This window comes from Pseudomonas sp. GW822-FHT02D10 (assembly GCF_058802345.1).
In genome coordinates this window covers 284,242-299,378 of sequence record NZ_JBXAOB010000003.1, presented here as the reverse complement: position 1 = coordinate 299,378, position 15,137 = coordinate 284,242, and the positions used below count along the sequence as shown (strand labels likewise).

Annotated in this window: 17 protein-coding genes and 1 tRNA gene; 13 read left to right on the top strand and 5 right to left on the bottom strand. The window is 57.5% G+C overall.

Annotation, left to right across the window (positions count from 1 at the left end; translation table 11 throughout):
* Nucleotides 1–160: 160 nt before the first annotated feature.
* The 4 genes from AC1RPZ_RS06990 to AC1RPZ_RS06975 form a co-directional block, all read right to left on the bottom strand.
* Nucleotides 161–490 (bottom strand): hypothetical protein, encoded by a 330-nt coding sequence (locus tag AC1RPZ_RS06990; RefSeq protein ID WP_493136147.1) that lies wholly within the window; start codon nt 488–490, stop codon nt 161–163.
* A gap of 145 nt (nt 491–635) precedes the next feature.
* Nucleotides 636–1,310, bottom strand: a complete 675-nt coding sequence (locus AC1RPZ_RS06985) for a DUF4276 family protein (RefSeq protein WP_493136145.1) — start codon at nt 1,308–1,310, stop codon at nt 636–638.
* Nucleotides 1,307–2,434 carry an AAA family ATPase gene (locus AC1RPZ_RS06980; RefSeq protein WP_493136143.1) on the bottom strand — a complete coding sequence of 376 codons (1,128 nt, stop codon included), beginning with the start codon at nt 2,432–2,434 and terminating at the stop codon, nt 1,307–1,309. The genes AC1RPZ_RS06985 and AC1RPZ_RS06980 overlap by 4 nt, the downstream gene beginning before the upstream one ends.
* A 272-nt stretch (nt 2,435–2,706) precedes the next feature.
* Nucleotides 2,707–2,791: transfer RNA gene (locus tag AC1RPZ_RS06975), tRNA-Leu, on the bottom strand.
* Between the two features lie 107 nt (nt 2,792–2,898).
* On the opposite strand from AC1RPZ_RS06975, the gene queA reads away from it, so the two are divergent.
* From queA to AC1RPZ_RS06945, 6 genes are all read left to right on the top strand, one after another.
* Nucleotides 2,899–3,948: a tRNA preQ1(34) S-adenosylmethionine ribosyltransferase-isomerase QueA gene (queA, locus tag AC1RPZ_RS06970; protein ID WP_493136141.1), complete on the top strand. Its 1,050-nt coding sequence runs from the start codon at nt 2,899–2,901 to the stop codon at nt 3,946–3,948.
* A gap of 14 nt (nt 3,949–3,962) precedes the next feature.
* Nucleotides 3,963–5,078 carry a tRNA guanosine(34) transglycosylase Tgt gene (gene tgt / locus AC1RPZ_RS06965; protein ID WP_185019828.1) on the top strand — a complete coding sequence of 372 codons (1,116 nt, stop codon included), beginning with the start codon at nt 3,963–3,965 and terminating at the stop codon, nt 5,076–5,078.
* Nucleotides 5,079–5,122: 44 nt separating this feature from the next.
* Nucleotides 5,123–5,458: a preprotein translocase subunit YajC gene (yajC, locus tag AC1RPZ_RS06960; protein WP_123425083.1), complete on the top strand. Its 336-nt coding sequence runs from the start codon at nt 5,123–5,125 to the stop codon at nt 5,456–5,458.
* A 62-nt stretch (nt 5,459–5,520) separates the two neighbouring features.
* Nucleotides 5,521–7,389, top strand: a complete 1,869-nt coding sequence (gene secD / locus AC1RPZ_RS06955; RefSeq protein WP_493136139.1) for a protein translocase subunit SecD — start codon at nt 5,521–5,523, stop codon at nt 7,387–7,389.
* 9 nt (nt 7,390–7,398) lie between these two features.
* Nucleotides 7,399–8,313, top strand: coding sequence for a protein translocase subunit SecF (secF, locus tag AC1RPZ_RS06950; RefSeq protein ID WP_493136137.1), 915 nt, complete (start codon nt 7,399–7,401; stop codon nt 8,311–8,313).
* A 118-nt stretch (nt 8,314–8,431) separates the two neighbouring features.
* On the top strand, nt 8,432–8,986 hold the full coding sequence (locus AC1RPZ_RS06945) for a glycine zipper 2TM domain-containing protein (protein WP_493136135.1): 555 nt from the start codon (nt 8,432–8,434) through the stop codon (nt 8,984–8,986).
* A gap of 230 nt (nt 8,987–9,216) precedes the next feature.
* Here the strand turns inward: AC1RPZ_RS06945 and suhB are convergent, their stop codons facing one another.
* Nucleotides 9,217–10,032 (bottom strand): type III secretion system regulator SuhB, encoded by an 816-nt coding sequence (suhB, locus tag AC1RPZ_RS06940; protein ID WP_493136133.1) that lies wholly within the window; start codon nt 10,030–10,032, stop codon nt 9,217–9,219.
* 145 nt (nt 10,033–10,177) lie between these two features.
* On the opposite strand from suhB, the gene trmJ reads away from it, so the two are divergent.
* The 7 genes from trmJ (at nt 10,178) to hscB (ending at nt 15,105) form a co-directional block, all read left to right on the top strand.
* A complete protein-coding gene (trmJ, locus tag AC1RPZ_RS06935; RefSeq protein WP_493136131.1) occupies nt 10,178–10,948 on the top strand; it encodes a tRNA (cytosine(32)/uridine(32)-2'-O)-methyltransferase TrmJ in 771 nt (256 codons plus the stop codon).
* Nucleotides 10,949–10,950: 2 nt separating this feature from the next.
* Nucleotides 10,951–11,727 carry a serine O-acetyltransferase gene (cysE, locus tag AC1RPZ_RS06930; RefSeq protein WP_477768107.1) on the top strand — a complete coding sequence of 259 codons (777 nt, stop codon included), beginning with the start codon at nt 10,951–10,953 and terminating at the stop codon, nt 11,725–11,727.
* Between the two features lie 251 nt (nt 11,728–11,978).
* Nucleotides 11,979–12,470, top strand: a complete 492-nt coding sequence (gene iscR, locus AC1RPZ_RS06925) for a Fe-S cluster assembly transcriptional regulator IscR (protein WP_493136129.1) — start codon at nt 11,979–11,981, stop codon at nt 12,468–12,470.
* Nucleotides 12,471–12,520: 50 nt separating this feature from the next.
* Entirely contained in the window at nt 12,521–13,735 is a 1,215-nt protein-coding gene (locus tag AC1RPZ_RS06920) for an IscS subfamily cysteine desulfurase (protein WP_103319241.1), read from the top strand.
* Between the two features lie 95 nt (nt 13,736–13,830).
* Nucleotides 13,831–14,217, top strand: a complete 387-nt coding sequence (gene iscU, locus AC1RPZ_RS06915) for a Fe-S cluster assembly scaffold IscU (protein ID WP_003443374.1) — start codon at nt 13,831–13,833, stop codon at nt 14,215–14,217.
* A gap of 34 nt (nt 14,218–14,251) precedes the next feature.
* Complete coding sequence (gene iscA, locus AC1RPZ_RS06910; protein ID WP_123425091.1) at nt 14,252–14,575, top strand: iron-sulfur cluster assembly protein IscA; 324 nt, start codon at nt 14,252–14,254, stop codon at nt 14,573–14,575.
* 8 nt (nt 14,576–14,583) lie between these two features.
* Entirely contained in the window at nt 14,584–15,105 is a 522-nt protein-coding gene (hscB, locus tag AC1RPZ_RS06905) for a co-chaperone HscB (RefSeq protein ID WP_493136127.1), read from the top strand.
* Nucleotides 15,106–15,137 lie beyond the last annotated feature (32 nt).

Here is a 15,137-nt window from a genome sequence, read left to right as displayed (position 1 = left end):
GTTGCATCTAATTGTGACGCGGAGCGTCACGGGATGCGTTACCACGCGGAGCGCGGGAACGATCAGTGGGAAGGGGACAGGTCCATTCTCATTTCAGTCAAAGCCCTACCCAGTATCAGTCGGTGTAAAGGGGCACCAAGCGTGCTCCCAACCCAATAATTCACTGAATATCTTTCAAGTAATCCTTAAGCGCAGTGAGCGGACTATCAAGCTGCTCCATTGTCTGCGCTGCGCTGAAATCAACAGACAATCTGTCCAGCTCTCGGCCCAGCGGCGTACCAGCCCCACCTATCGCCTCAAGCGCGAGCCCCACGCATTCACCCACTTTGACCTTGATAGTCTCGACATCACCTCTGCGTACCAGCAAGCCGAATACGTCCCGCTGGTAATCGCCCATCACCAGATCGTCACGCAGGATCGGGCTTTGATCTTCCGTTTCGTAAGCCAGCTTGAGGGAGAAGAGGGCAACTGTTTCCAGTGGCAATTCCATGGGGGGAATCCTTGATTCGTTAGCTAAGCTGCTTCGGACTGTCGCGCCGAAAGAGCAAGATCAAAAGATCGCAGCCTTCGGCAACTTCTACGGGGACCACGTTTTCTCACGCTCATAATCGTGGTCCCGTTTTTCGCTGGTTTACCTACCCTACTGGCTGCAATGATTCAATGTGTTTGAGCCAGGAGTCGAAGCGGATGCACTCTGCACGGATTGTGGGAAGGCCGATTTCAATCGCGGCGAGCGAGCCATGTAGCGGTTTTTCGTAGCCGTCGTAAAGTTTCAGGATCCGTTTACTCGGCGCCGTCACAGTGCTGTTATTGATGGCTTCCGGCGTATCGAACTCATTTCGTATGTGCAGAAACTTGTCCTCAAGGGTGGGCTGGTTGATTCCCATGGCTAGCCGCTTAGGACAACTGAACAGCAACCCCTCGAATTCGTACATCTGGACATAAGGAATGAATCGACGCATTGCATCGTCCCCCAACTTCTTTCGCAGCTTGTCCATCATGGCTTCCAAGAGACAATCGGCCTTTTCATCCATGGTGCTCTTGCTGGCGGCCTCAACCTTGCCGGGAAACTCTTCGGGTAGGCCGTAGAAGTCGAAAAATGTTGTGCAGTAAGCCTGACGATCGCCTAACAGTCTTTTTTCGAGATCGGTGAGGAGGCGCTCGAAACGGAAGTTCCCGCCCTTGTGGCCCGGCTTGCCTATCAGCGCAGGCATCAGATAAATGCCCAAATGATGAAAGGCTTGGGCAAGCACCTCATTGATGAACATTTCCTCGGTCTGGCCTTCGCAAATGATATGGACTCGAATCATTTACGCGGCCTCCCGCCAAGTATGTTTTTTTCCCATAGTTCACCGACCGAGTAGTCATCCAACCAGGTCTCGAACTCCTCCTCGTTGAGTCGTTTGAAAACAGTCGCGCCCTTCTCGCGTTCGACAATGATCAAATCGTCAATGGAGAACTCATTTACCAGCGGCACGGATTGTGTCGAGACAATCACCTGCATTCGTGTCGACGCCGACCGAAGCAGTGAGCCCAGCAGGGTGATGGCGTAAGGATGCAGACCCAGTTCAGGTTCATCGATGATGATGGTCGATGGAGGGTCGGGTTGCAGCAGCGCGGTGACCAAGCACATAAAACGGATCGAACCGTCCGAGAGCTGGCTGGGCCAGAAGACGTAGTCGCTGTCTTTTTGGCGCCACTGCAAATTGATCAGCTCTTCTTCCGTATCCAGTCGACGAGGCTTGAGCACGAAATCATCAAAGAACGGAATGGCCAGTTGTATGGTTTTGCGAATCTGTTCGTAGACATCCGGCGTCTCTGTGGCCAAGCGATAAAGATAGGCTGCCAGATTCGAGGCATCAGGACGCAGGTAGTCGTTGATGTGAGCGGGGCCAAAGCGCTTGACGCTCGCCATGTCGCTAGTGTCATGGAAGTGGAAGACTTTCCAGCTGGAAATCGATTCGTAGCAGTAAGCCACAACATTGTTTTTGTATGGAACCCGGAATTTTTTAGAGTCAAATGCTTCTTTGAGCTTGGCCTCTTGGTGCCCCGAACCGAGCGGAATCCATTCTTGCCCATACATCGGCCCATCGAAAAAAAGCTGTTCATTGGCAAATACAAAGTCTCCGTCCACCGTCGGCTCTAGCTCGAACTGGTAGCCGTTCAGGCCAAACTGGACGAAGGACTCTATTTTTTGGGTTTCTTTCACGCCGAAACTGACAATACGATCAGCGGAACCTTGCTGAGTGGTCCATTTTTTCAGGCGCAGTTCCATCATTTCGCTGAGCATACGAAAGTAGGAGACGAAGCTGCTCTTCCCCGCGCCATTGGCGCCGAGCAGTACGTTCAAACTGCCAAGGTTCAGGTCATCCAGGTTCTTGATGGACTTGAAGCCCTTGATCGTGAGCCGGCTGATGGGGTTCTTCTTGCTCATTGATGCCTGATTCCTTAAGCGGCGCTGTTTGTCGAGCATCAGGCCACCGTCATTGATACATATTCAGAGTTTGCCACTGAATTCCAGAGGCTGACTGATCTCGTGATGGGCTCATCCTAACCCTAATCTTTTCCACCTAATACCGCTCCCGTGGGAGCAAGGTACTACGACGTTGGAGTGCGTCAGAGTGGAGTGGGTCAGCGGTTGGTGCGTGGCACCACTTTTCTACAGGCGAAAAAAAAGGCCTTGCTAAGCAAGACCTTTCTTAATTTTGGTGCCCCGAGGGAGACTCGAACTCCCACTCCTTTCGAAAACGGATTTTGAATCCGCCGCGTCTACCAATTCCGCCATCAGGGCTCAATGGCGGCGAAGTATAGAGATGAGATAACCGTCGGTCAATCAGGTACATGGAGAATTTTCACTATTTCCGCTAGACTTCCCGGCCCTGCTAGACGAACCCCATCATGCGCGTTGCTGACTTTACTTTCGAACTCCCTGATTCGCTGATCGCTCGCCACCCTTTGGCTGAGCGGCGCGGCAGTCGCCTGTTGACCCTCGATGGGGTCAGCGGCGCTCTGGCACACCGTCAATTCACTGATTTGCTTGAGCATTTGCGCCCGGGCGACTTGATGGTGTTCAACAATACCCGGGTGATTCCGGCGCGGCTGTTTGGCCAGAAAGCTTCCGGCGGCAAGCTGGAAATTCTGGTCGAGCGGGTGCTCGACAGTCATCGCGTGCTGGCCCATGTGCGTTCCAGCAAGTCGCCGAAGCCGGGTTCGAAGATACTCATCGACGGCGGTGGCGAAGCTGAAATGCTCGCGCGTCATGATGCGTTGTTCGAACTGGGGTTCGCCGAAGAAGTGCTGCCGTTGCTCGACCGCGTCGGGCACATGCCGTTGCCTCCTTATATAGACCGCCCGGATGAAGGCTCGGACCGCGAGCGTTATCAGACGGTCTACGCCGAGCGTCTGGGCGCAGTGGCGGCACCGACTGCCGGCCTGCATTTCGATCAGCCGCTGATGGAGGCGATTGCCGCCAAGGGCGTCGAGACGGCGTTCGTGACCTTGCACGTCGGCGCGGGCACTTTTCAGCCGGTGCGCGTCGAGCGGATTGAAGATCACCACATGCACAACGAATGGCTGGAAGTCGGCCAGGACGTGGTGGATGCGGTCGCTGCCTGCCGTGCGCGGGGCGGGCGCGTGGTGGCGGTGGGGACCACCAGCGTGCGTTCGCTGGAAAGCGCGGCCCGCGATGGCGTGCTCAAGCCGTTCAGCGGTGACACCGATATCTTTATCTACCCAGGCCGACCGTTCCATGTGGTCGATGCCCTGGTGACCAACTTTCATTTGCCCGAATCCACGTTGTTGATGCTGGTTTCGGCGTTCGCCGGTTATCCCGAGACCATGGCCGCCTACAAGGCCGCCATCGAGCATGGATACCGCTTTTTCAGCTACGGTGATGCGATGTTCATCACCCGTAATCCCGCGCCACGCGGCCCTGAGGAAACAGCATGAGTCGCACCAGTCGTATGTCTTTCGAATTGCTGGCCACCGACGGCAAGGCGCGTCGCGGTCGTTTGACCTTCCCGCGTGGCACCGTCGAAACCCCAGCCTTCATGCCGGTCGGCACTTACGGCACGGTCAAGGGCATGTTGCCGCGGGACATCGAGGCGACGGGCGCCGAAATCATTCTGGGCAACACCTTTCACCTGTGGCTGCGTCCTGGCACGGAAGTGATCAAGAAGCATGGCGACCTGCACGATTTCATGCAGTGGAAAGGCCCGATTCTGACCGACTCCGGCGGTTTCCAGGTGTTCAGCCTGGGTGCCATGCGCAAGATCAAGGAGGAGGGCGTGACCTTCGCCTCTCCGGTGGATGGCGCCAAAGTGTTCATGGGCCCGGAAGAGTCGATGCAGGTTCAGCGCGACCTGGGCTCCGACATCGTGATGATTTTCGACGAATGCACGCCGTACCCGGCCGACGAAGATGTGGCGCGGGTGTCCATGGAGCTGTCGTTGCGCTGGGCTCAGCGCTCGAAAAACGCTCATGGCGACAACACTGCTGCGCTGTTCGGCATCGTTCAGGGCGGCATGCACCAGGACTTGCGCATGCGCTCACTGGAAGGCCTCGACAAGATCGGTTTTGATGGCCTGGCGATCGGCGGTCTGTCGGTCGGCGAGCCCAAGCACGAGATGATCAAGGTGCTCGATTATCTGCCGGGCATGATGCCGGCTGACAAACCTCGTTACCTTATGGGCGTTGGCAAACCGGAAGACTTGGTTGAGGGTGTGCGCCGCGGTGTGGACATGTTCGATTGCGTGATGCCAACCCGTAATGCCCGCAATGGGCACTTGTTCATTGATACCGGCGTGCTGAAGATCCGTAACGCGTTCCATCGCCATGATGATTCGCCGCTCGATCCGACCTGCGATTGCTATACCTGCCAGAACTTCTCGCGCGCTTATCTGCATCACCTGGACAAGTGCGGCGAAATGCTGGGGAGCATGCTCAATACCATCCATAATTTGCGCCATTACCAAGTGCTTATGGCTGGTTTGCGCGAGGCTATTCAACAGGGTACATTGGCCGCCTTTGTCGATGCCTTCTATGCCAAACGCGGGTTGCCTGTTCCGCCTTTGGACTGAGTTTTAAAACGTTTAAGACCCTAATTTTGCAACTGGAGTGCTAAATGAGCTTTTTTATCTCTAATGCGATGGCTGACGCCGCTGCACCTGCTGCGGGCCCTATGGGTGGCGGTTTCGAGTGGATTTTCCTGGTCGGCTTCCTGGTCATCTTCTACCTGATGATCTGGCGGCCACAGGCCAAGCGCGCCAAAGAACAGAAGAACCTGCTCGGCAACTTGCAAAAAGGTGACGAAGTTGTGACCTCTGGCGGCATCGCCGGCAAGATCACCAAAGTAGCTGATGATTTCGTTGTTCTCGAAGTTTCTGACTCGGTAGAGCTGAAGTTCCAGAAAGGCGCTATCGCTGCCACGCTGCCAAAAGGCACGCTGAAAGCGATCTAAGTTTCATCTTTTACCAATCGACGGGGCGCGCAAGGCGCCCCGCGTCATAAGCGGGCGGCGTGATGCTGAACAAATACCCTCTGTGGAAATACGTACTGATCCTGGCAGTGCTGGCGATCGGTTTGATTTATTCCGCTCCCAATCTTTACCCTGACGATCCGGCCATTCAGGTCAGCGGTGCAAGTACTGCGCTGCAGGTCAATCAGGCGGATCTGGACCGTGTGAGCAAAGCGCTCAACGACGCCGGGATCAACGTCAAGGCTGCCACTCTTTCGGCCAATGGCAAGGGCGGTTTGTTGCGTCTGACCAAGGCGGAAGACCAACTGCCAGCCAAGGACGTCGTGCGCAAGGCGTTGGGTGATGACTACGTCGTCGCACTAAACCTGGCACAAACCACCCCGCAATGGCTGCGCAGCCTCGCCGCGCATCCGATGAAGCTGGGTCTGGACTTGTCCGGTGGTGTGCACTTCCTGCTTGAAGTGGACATGGAAAAAGCCCTCGACGCACGCCTGAAAGTCTACGAAGGCGACGTCAAGAGCCTGTTGCGAAAAGAGAAGCTGCGCTATCGCAGTCTGCCGCAGATCAATGGCGCCATTCAGCTGGGTTTCAGTGATGAAGCTTCCCGCGAAGACGCTCGTGCGCTGATCCGCAAGAACTTCAACGATTTCGACATTGTTCCGGCCGACCTCAATGGTCAGGCGGTACTGCGTCTGGCGATGACCCCGGCCAAGCTGGCGGAAATCCGCGAATACTCCATCAAGCAGAACTTGACCACGGTCCGTAACCGCGTCAACGAGCTGGGTGTTGCCGAGCCGATCGTTCAACGTCAGGGTGCCAACCGCATCGTGGTTGAGCTGCCGGGCGTGCAAGACACTGCCGAAGCCAAGCGTATCCTCGGCAAGACGGCCAACCTCGAGTTCCGTCTGGCCGCTGAGCCAGGTGCTTCGAAAGCCACTTCCGAGACCTTCGAGTTCCGTGAAGGCAAACGTCCTCCTGCGCAAATCGAGCGTGGCCTGATCATCACGGGCGACCAGGTGACTGACGCCAAGGCTGGTTTCGGTGAGCACGGTACGCCGGAAGTGAACATTCGTCTGGACGGTCACGGCGGTGAGCTGATGAACCGTGCGACGCGCTCCAACGTCGGTCGCAGCATGGCGGTGATCTTCATCGAGCAGCGCCCGGTGACGACTTACGTCAAGCAGATGGTCAACGGCGTCGAGAAAGACGTGCCGCTTCAGACCTTTAAAGAAGAGAAGAAGATCATCAGCCTGGCGACCATTCAGTCGCCGCTGGGTGCTCAGTTCCGCATCACTGGCCTGAACGGTCAGGGCGAATCCTCGGAGCTGGCCTTGCTGCTGCGCGCCGGTGGTCTGGCGGCACCGATGTACTTTGCTGAAGAACGCACCATCGGTCCAAGCCTGGGTGCTGACAACATCACCAAGGGTATCGATGCGTCGCTGTGGGGCATGCTGTTCGTTTCGCTGTTCATCATGGCCATCTACCGCTTCTTCGGCCTGGTTGCCACGGTTGCGCTGTCGGTGAACATGGTGCTGCTGCTGGCCTTGATGTCTTTGCTGGGGGCAACGCTGACCCTGCCAGGTATCGCCGGTATCGTCTTGACCATGGGTATGGCGGTCGACGCCAACGTACTGATTTTCTCGCGGATACGTGAAGAGATCGCTGCCGGCATGACGGTGCAGCGGGCAATCAACGAAGGCTTCGGCCGGGCATTCACTGCGATTCTCGACGCCAACCTGACCACTCTGCTGGTCGGCGGCATCCTCTTTGCCATGGGCACCGGCCCGGTCAAAGGCTTCGCAGTGACCATGTCCCTCGGGATCTTTACCTCGATGTTCACGGCCATCATGGTGACCCGCGCGATGGTCAACCTGATCTTCGGCGGTCGTGACTTCAAGAAGTTGTGGATTTAAGGGGCTGCCATGTTACGTACTATCAACTTCATGGGCGTTCGCAACGTTGCGTTCGGCTTCACATTGTTCCTTACCGCTCTGGCGTTGTTCAGCTGCTTCCACAAGGGCATGAACTGGGGTCTGGACTTCACCGGCGGTACGCTCATCGAGCTGACCTACGAGCGTCCGGCCGACGTCATGAAAGTTCGCTCCCAGCTGACTGAGGCGGGTTATCACGAAGCGATCGTTCAGAGCTTCGGCGCTACCACCGATTTGCTGGTGCGCATGCCTGGCGAAGACCCACAACTGGGTCACCAGGTAGCTGAAGCGCTGCAGAAAGTCGGCGGCGACAACCCGGCGGTGGTCAAGCGCGTCGAGTTCGTGGGCCCGCAGGTGGGTGAAGAGCTGCGCGACCAGGGCGGCCTCGGCATGCTGATGGCGCTGGGCGGCATTCTGATCTACCTGGCTTTCCGCTTTCAGTGGAAGTTCGCGATCGGTGCGATTGTCTCGCTGATCCACGACGTGATCGTGACGGTGGGTATCCTGTCGTTTTTCCAGGTTACCTTCGACCTGACGGTGCTGGCGGCGGTGCTGGCGATCATCGGCTACTCGCTCAACGACACCATCGTGGTATTCGACCGGGTTCGTGAGAACTTCCGGGTGCTGCGCAAGGCCAGCCTGATCGAGAACATCAACATCTCGACCACGCAAACCCTGCTGCGGACCATGGCGACGTCGATCTCCACCTTGCTGGCGATCTCGGCGCTGCTGTTCTTCGGCGGTGACAACCTGTTCGGCTTCTCCATTGCGCTGTTTATCGGTGTTCTGGCGGGTACTTACTCGTCGATCTACATCGCCAACGTGGTGCTGATCTGGCTGAGCCTGAGCAGCGAGGATCTGATTCCTCCCGCCAACACCGAGAAGGAAGTGGACGACCGTCCTTGAGGCGTTATTTCCTCTCGTTATAACCAAAAGGCGTGAGTGTTGAACTCGCGCCTTTTTTTATGCTCCAACATTGGGAGAAGCGCGGGCATGTCCCGTATGTGATGGTCAGGAGGTTCATGTGAACAAGTCGTTACTGGTTGGTGCGGTATTGGGTGCTGTCGGTGTCACTGCCGGAGGCGCTGTTGCCACCTACAGCCTGGTAAAACACAACGGCCCTGAGTATGCGCAAGTGCTGGCGGTTGAGCCGGTCAAGACGCAGATCAAAACTCCACGTGAAGTCTGCAGGGATGTGCCTGTTACCCGGCAGGCGCCGGTGAAAGATCAGCATCAGATCCTCGGTACGGTGATCGGCGCGGTTGGCGGTGGTCTGTTGGGCAATATGGTCGGTGGCGGTAATGGCAAGAAGCTCGCCACGGTCGCCGGTGCGGTTGGCGGCGGTTACGCCGGTAACAGGGTGCAGGAAGGCATGCAGGAGCGTGATACCACCACCACGATGCAAAGGCGTTGCGAAACGGTCAATGACGTCAGCGACAAGCTCGTAGGCTATGACGTTCGGTATTCGCTGGGCGGCAAGGAAGGCAAAGTGCGGATGGATCGTGATCCGGGCAACCAGATTCCGGTCGACAAGGACGGTCACCTGATCCTGGGGCAGAACCAGCCCGCTCAGAAATAAGCTGAATGCCAGGCTCAAAAAAGCACCCGAACGGGTGCTTTTTTTGTACCCGGGATTTATGTGCCGCCACCCATCCCCTGTGGGAGCGAGCTTGCTCGCGATGACTATCTAACATTCAACATTGATGCCGACTGACATATAGCTATCGCGAGCAAGCTCGCTCCCACAGGGGGGGGCAAATCTCAGACATAAAAAAAGCACCCGGAAGGGTGCTTTTTTGTGCCTGGCGCTTAGCGTTTCAGCGAGGCCGGCAGGTGCGGCTGGATGGCCGTCAGGACTGCTTTGAAGCATTTGGTGTTGCCGGCAACGACGTGGCCTTTTTCAAGGAAGTCGTGACCACCGGTGAAGTCGCTCACCAGGCCGCCCGCTTCCTGGATCAGCAGGGCGCCTGCCGCCATGTCCCACTCGGACAGGCCCGACTCCCAGAATGCGTCGAAGCGGCCGGCAGCGACGTAGGCCAGGTCCAGGCTCGCAGCGCCAGCGCGGCGGATGCCGGCGGTCTGGCCAACCAGGGCGCGGAACATGCCCAGGTAGTTGTCGAGGTTGTCCATCTGGTCATCACGGAACGGGAAGCCGGTACCCAGCAGGGCGCCGTCCAGGCTGGTGCGACCGCTGACGCGCAGGCGACGACCGTTCAGTTGAGCGCCACGACCACGGCTGGCGGTGAATTCTTCCTGGCGAACCGGGTCCAGAACCACTGCGTGCTCCAGGCGACCGCGGTATTTGCAGGCGATACTGACCGCAAAATGCGGAACGCCGCGCAGGAAGTTAGTGGTGCCGTCCAGTGGGTCGATGATCCACAGGTAGTCGGTGCCTTCGCCGCTGCCCGCGTGCATGCCGGTTTCTTCACCGAGAATGCCGTGGGTAGGGTAGGCCTTGCGCAGCGCGTCGATGATTTTCTGTTCGGCAGCGCGATCCACTTCGGACACATAGTCCTTGGCGTCTTTTTCGTCGACCTTGATGGTATCCAGGCGCTCGATGGAGCGGAAGATCAATTCACTGGCGCTGCGGGCGGCGCGCAGCGCGATATTCAGCATGGGCTGCATGGATGTGTCACCTAAGGTTGTTAAAGAAAGCCGGGCATTCTATCAGAAAGTTTCTACAGGTGAAGGACGACGTTCGCTTTCATAGCTTAACGGTAGGATGGGCTGTAAGATTTGCTCCCCTTTTCCCTGTCAGAGAGCGCCTCCCTTGCTGCAGAACATTCGTGTCGTCCTGGTCAATACCAGCCATCCGGGGAATATTGGTGGGGCTGCGCGTGCCATGAAGAACATGGGACTGTCGCGACTGGTGCTGGTCGAGCCGCGGTTGTTCCCGCACCACGAAGCCGATGCGCGGGCCTCCGGTGCCGGTGACATCCTGGAAAACGCCCAAGTCGTCGCCACGCTGGAAGAGGCGCTGGTCGGCTGCAATCTGGTGCTGGGCACCAGTGCTCGTGACCGTCGTATCCCTTGGCCGCTGCTTGATCCCCGTGAGTGCGGGGTGAAAGTGGTTGAGGAAGCTGCACAAGGCGCCGAGATCGCGTTGGTGTTTGGCCGTGAAGATTCCGGCCTCACTAATGAAGAGCTGCAGCGATGTCATTATCATGTGCACATCCCATCAGACCCTGAGTTCAGTTCGCTGAACCTTGGGGCAGCGGTGCAGGTGTTGGGCTATGAAGTGCGCATGTCCTGGCTGGCGGCCGAAGGTCAGCCGAGCAAGGTCGAGAAGGATGAGGTGGTGTCCACCAAAAGTGGTGAGCTGGCGACCATGGATGAGTTGGAGCGATTCTATGAGCATCTGGAGCAGACGCTGGTAGCCATCGAATTTCTCGATCCGGAAAAGCCGCGGCACTTGATGGCGCGCCTGCGTCGGTTGTACGGACGAAGCTCGGTCAGTCGGGCGGAAATGAATATATTGCGTGGCATCCTCACGGAAACCCAAAAAGCGGCCCGTGGTGAGCTCCTTAAGCGGAAGGATTAATGATGTTCGAGCGTTTGCGTGAAGATATCCAGAGCGTTTTCCACCGTGACCCGGCGGCACGTAATGCTTTCGAGGTGCTGACCTGCTACCCGGGCATGCACGCCATCTGGATTCATCGACTGTCTTCTGCTCTCTGGGGCATGGGCTGGAAATGGCTGGCGCGGCTGGTATCGAACTTTGGTCGCTGGTTGACCGGGATCGAGATTCATCCAGGCGCCAAGGTGGGGCGGCGTTTCTTTATCGACCATGGCATGGGCATTGTTATCGGCGAAACCGCTGAAATCGGCAATGACGTGACGCTGTATCAGGGCGTGACCCTCGGCGGTACCAGCTGGAACAAAGGCAAGCGCCATCCAACGCTGGAAGACGGCGTGGTGGTCGGGGCGGGCGCCAAAGTGTTGGGTCCGTTCACCGTGGGTGCGGGTGCCAAGGTGGGTTCCAATGCGGTGGTGACCAAGGCTGTGCCAGCGGGTGCGACGGTGGTCGGGATTCCAGGGCGGATCATCGTCAAGTCCGATGACGAGCTGGAAGCCAAGCGCAAGGCCATGGCCGAGAAGATTGGTTTTGATGCCTACGGCGTCAGTGAAGACATGCCGGACCCGGTGGCGCGCGCCATCGGTCAGTTGCTGGATCACTTGCAAGCGGTCGATGGTCGACTGGAGGGTATGTGCGGCGCGCTCAAGGATCTGGGCAGTCCGTACTGCGCCAAAGACTTGCCTGAGCTGCGCGAAGAAGACTTCGCCTGTGTAAAAGGCAAGGATGAAAGCCAGGCCAGCTAAATCGGGTTGCCCCCATTGCGAGCAAGCTTGCTCCCACACTGGATCTGTGCAACACCGGAGATCCCCTGTGGGAGCGAGCTTGCTCGCGATGAACGATAACGCAGTACTGCTGGTCGTTCGCCACCAGCCTTTGCTATAGTTCGCGCGCTCTTTTGCGGGTAAACCTGACTAAAGTACTAGGTCTTATAGTTGACTTAAATACTCGGGAATTGCATACTCGCCTCCATTCCGAAACTCCGTGGTAATTGTCCATGCGACTGACTACAAAAGGCCGATATGCTGTCACCGCCATGCTCGATCTGGCGTTGCACGCGCAACATGGGCCGGTGTCCCTGGCCGATATCTCTGAGCGCCAAGGCATTTCCCTGTCCTACCTCGAACAGCTTTTCGCCAAATTGCGCCGCAGCAATCTGGTGTCCAGTGTCCGTGGTCCAGGCGGTGGCTACCAGCTATCGCGTGACATGCAGGGCATCCAGGTCGCTCAGGTAATCGATGCGGTGAACGAATCGGTCGATGCAACCAAATGCCAGGGGCTGGGTGATTGCCATGGCGGCGACACCTGCCTGACCCACCACTTGTGGTGTGATCTGAGCCTGCAAATCCACGAATTTCTGAGCGGTATCAGCTTGGCTGACCTTGTCACTCGCCGTGAGGTACAAGAAGTAGCCCTGCGTCAGGACCAGCGTCGTAGCAACAGCAAGACACCGCGTCTGGACAAGATTGAAGCGTCCGCCGTCGAATGACAGCCAAAGAGCTAGCGGCACGCCAGCCAGCCTGATTTAGGAGAGAGTCCATGAAATTGCCGATTTACCTTGATTACTCTGCGACCACCCCGGTTGATCCGCGTGTCGCGCAAAAGATGAGTGAATGCCTGCTGGTCGACGGAAACTTCGGTAACCCGGCGTCCCGCTCCCACGTGTTCGGCTGGAAAGCCGAAGAATCGGTCGAAAACGCTCGCCGCCAGGTCGCCGACCTGGTCAATGCCGACCCGCGTGAAATCGTCTGGACCTCCGGTGCCACCGAGTCCGACAACCTGGCAATCAAGGGTGTCGCGCATTTCTATGGCACCAAAGGCAAACACCTGATCACCACCAAGATCGAACACAAGGCTGTCCTCGATACCATGCGCCAACTGGAGCGCGAAGGTTTCGAAGTCACCTACCTCGATCCTCGTGAAGACGGTCTGGTGACGCCTGAGATGATCGAAGCCGCACTGCGTGATGACACCATCCTGGTGTCGGTCATGCACGTGAACAACGAAATCGGCACCATCAACGACATCGCAGCCATCGGTGAACTGACCCGTTCCAAGGGCATCCTGTTCCACGTCGACGCTGCGCAGTCCACCGGCAAAGTCGAGATCGACCTGCAAAAGCTGAAAGTCGATCTGATGTCCTTCTCGGCTCACAAAACCTATGGCCCTAAAGGCATTGGCGCACTGTACGTAAGCCGCAAGCCACGTGTTCGCCTTGAAGCGACCATGCACGGCGGCGGTCACGAGCGCGGCATGCGTTCCGGCACTCTGGCGACTCACCAGATCGTTGGCATGGGCGAAGCGTTCCGTGTGGCCAAGGAAGACATGGCTACCGAAAACGTCCGTATCAAAGCCCTGAGCGATCGTTTCTTCAAGCAGGTCGAAGGCCTTGAAGAGCTGTACGTCAACGGCAGCCTGACGGCCCGTGTTCCGCACAACCTGAACCTGAGCTTCAACTATGTTGAAGGCGAGTCGCTGATCATGGCGCTCAAGGATCTGGCGGTATCGTCCGGTTCGGCGTGCACCTCGGCGTCGCTTGAGCCTTCGTATGTACTGCGCGCCCTGGGCCGCAACGACGAACTGGCACACAGCTCGATTCGCTTCACCTTCGGCCGTTTCACTACTGAAGAAGAAATCGATTATGCCGCGCAGAAAGTCTGCGAGGCCGTCACCAAGCTGCGTGCTCTGTCGCCGCTGTGGGACATGTACAAAGACGGCGTCGACATTTCGAAGATCGAGTGGGCGGCACACTAACGAATTAAGTCGCCGCACACGGGCTCTGTGAACGTATTGAATGTTGGCTTGCAGGGCCCAAAGAGCGACTCTCTGATGAGTGAGGATTAAGAATCATGGCTTACAGCGAAAAGGTCATCGACCACTACGAGAACCCGCGCAACGTCGGCAAGATGGACGCGGAAGATCCTGATGTCGGCACCGGCATGGTCGGCGCTCCAGCGTGCGGCGACGTTATGCGCCTGCAAATCAAGGTCAACGAGCAAGGCATCATCGAAGACGCCAAGTTCAAGACCTACGGCTGCGGCTCTGCCATTGCTTCCAGCTCCCTCGCTACCGAGTGGATGAAGGGCAAGACGCTGGATGAAGCAGAGACCATCAAGAACACTCAGCTGGCTGAAGAACTGGCCCTGCCGCCAGTGAAAATCCACTGCTCGGTACTCGCTGAAGACGCCATCAAGGCGGCTGTTCGCGACTACAAGCAGAAGAAAGGCTTGATCTGACTTTCAAGATTTGGCGACGAGTAAGGAGTCACCGATGGCTATCAGCATGACAGAAGCGGCTGCTCAACACGTGCGACGCTCCCTCGACGGGCGCGGCAAGGGTGATGGGATTCGTCTGGGTGTTCGCACCACAGGCTGTTCCGGCCTTGCCTACGTGCTGGAGTTTGTCGATGAGGTAGGGGCAGACGATCAGGTATTCGAAAGTCACGGCGAGAAAGTGATCATCGATCCGAAAAGCCTGGCGTACCTGGACGGCACCGAGCTCGATTTCGTCAAGGAAGGGTTGAACGAAGGCTTCAAGTTCAACAATCCCAACGTGCGCGGTGAATGTGGCTGCGGCGAAAGCTTCAATATCTGAGGCTTCTCGTGGGTACTCCTTGTCATTTCGCTTTATTTGAGCTGCAACCGAGCTTCACTCTGGATCTCGATCAGCTGGCTACGCGCTACCGTGAGTTGGCGCGCGGCGTTCATCCAGACCGCTTTGCTGACGCTTCCGAGCGTGAGCAACGGCTGGCGCTAGAGCAATCCGCGAGCCTCAACGAGGCCTACCAGACGCTCAAAAGTCCCCCCAGGCGCGCGCGTTACCTGCTCGCCATGGGCGGTCGTGAGCTGCCGCTGGAGGTCACGGTGCATGATCCGGAATTTCTTCTGCAGCAGATGCACTGGCGTGAAGAGCTCGAAGACCTGCAAGACAGTGCCGATCTGGCCGGTATTGCAGTGTTCAAGCGTCGCCTGAAGGTCGCTCAGGATGAGCTGAACGAAAGCTTTGCAGCTTGCTGGAATGATGCGGCGCAACGTGAACAGGCCGAACGCCTGATGCGGCGCATGCAGTTCCTCGACAAGCTCACCTACGAAGTGCGCCAGTTAGAAGAGCGCCTCGACGATTAACCCAGTGCCGCCTCGGTCGCACGCCTGATATA

What these genes read in the sequence shown, in the direction of transcription:
- secF (WP_493136137.1), top strand. Translation starts at nt 7,399, where the DNA reads ATGTTACGTACTATCAACTTCATGGGCGTTCGCAACGTTGCGTTCGGC.
- AC1RPZ_RS06920 (WP_103319241.1), top strand. Translation starts at nt 12,521, where the DNA reads ATGAAATTGCCGATTTACCTTGATTACTCTGCGACCACCCCGGTTGAT.
- iscU (WP_003443374.1), top strand. Translation starts at nt 13,831, where the DNA reads ATGGCTTACAGCGAAAAGGTCATCGACCACTACGAGAACCCGCGCAAC.
- tgt (WP_185019828.1), top strand. Translation starts at nt 3,963, where the DNA reads ATGTCTTTCGAATTGCTGGCCACCGACGGCAAGGCGCGTCGCGGTCGT.
- iscR (WP_493136129.1), top strand. Translation starts at nt 11,979, where the DNA reads ATGCGACTGACTACAAAAGGCCGATATGCTGTCACCGCCATGCTCGAT.
- secD (WP_493136139.1), top strand. Translation starts at nt 5,521, where the DNA reads ATGCTGAACAAATACCCTCTGTGGAAATACGTACTGATCCTGGCAGTG.
- AC1RPZ_RS06980 (WP_493136143.1), bottom strand. Translation starts at nt 2,434, where the DNA reads ATGAGCAAGAAGAACCCCATCAGCCGGCTCACGATCAAGGGCTTCAAG.
- queA (WP_493136141.1), top strand. Translation starts at nt 2,899, where the DNA reads ATGCGCGTTGCTGACTTTACTTTCGAACTCCCTGATTCGCTGATCGCT.
- suhB (WP_493136133.1), bottom strand. Translation starts at nt 10,032, where the DNA reads ATGCAGCCCATGCTGAATATCGCGCTGCGCGCCGCCCGCAGCGCCAGT.
- cysE (WP_477768107.1), top strand. Translation starts at nt 10,951, where the DNA reads ATGTTCGAGCGTTTGCGTGAAGATATCCAGAGCGTTTTCCACCGTGAC.
- AC1RPZ_RS06990 (WP_493136147.1), bottom strand. Translation starts at nt 490, where the DNA reads ATGGAATTGCCACTGGAAACAGTTGCCCTCTTCTCCCTCAAGCTGGCT.
- AC1RPZ_RS06985 (WP_493136145.1), bottom strand. Translation starts at nt 1,310, where the DNA reads ATGATTCGAGTCCATATCATTTGCGAAGGCCAGACCGAGGAAATGTTC.
- yajC (WP_123425083.1), top strand. Translation starts at nt 5,123, where the DNA reads ATGAGCTTTTTTATCTCTAATGCGATGGCTGACGCCGCTGCACCTGCT.
- iscA (WP_123425091.1), top strand. Translation starts at nt 14,252, where the DNA reads ATGGCTATCAGCATGACAGAAGCGGCTGCTCAACACGTGCGACGCTCC.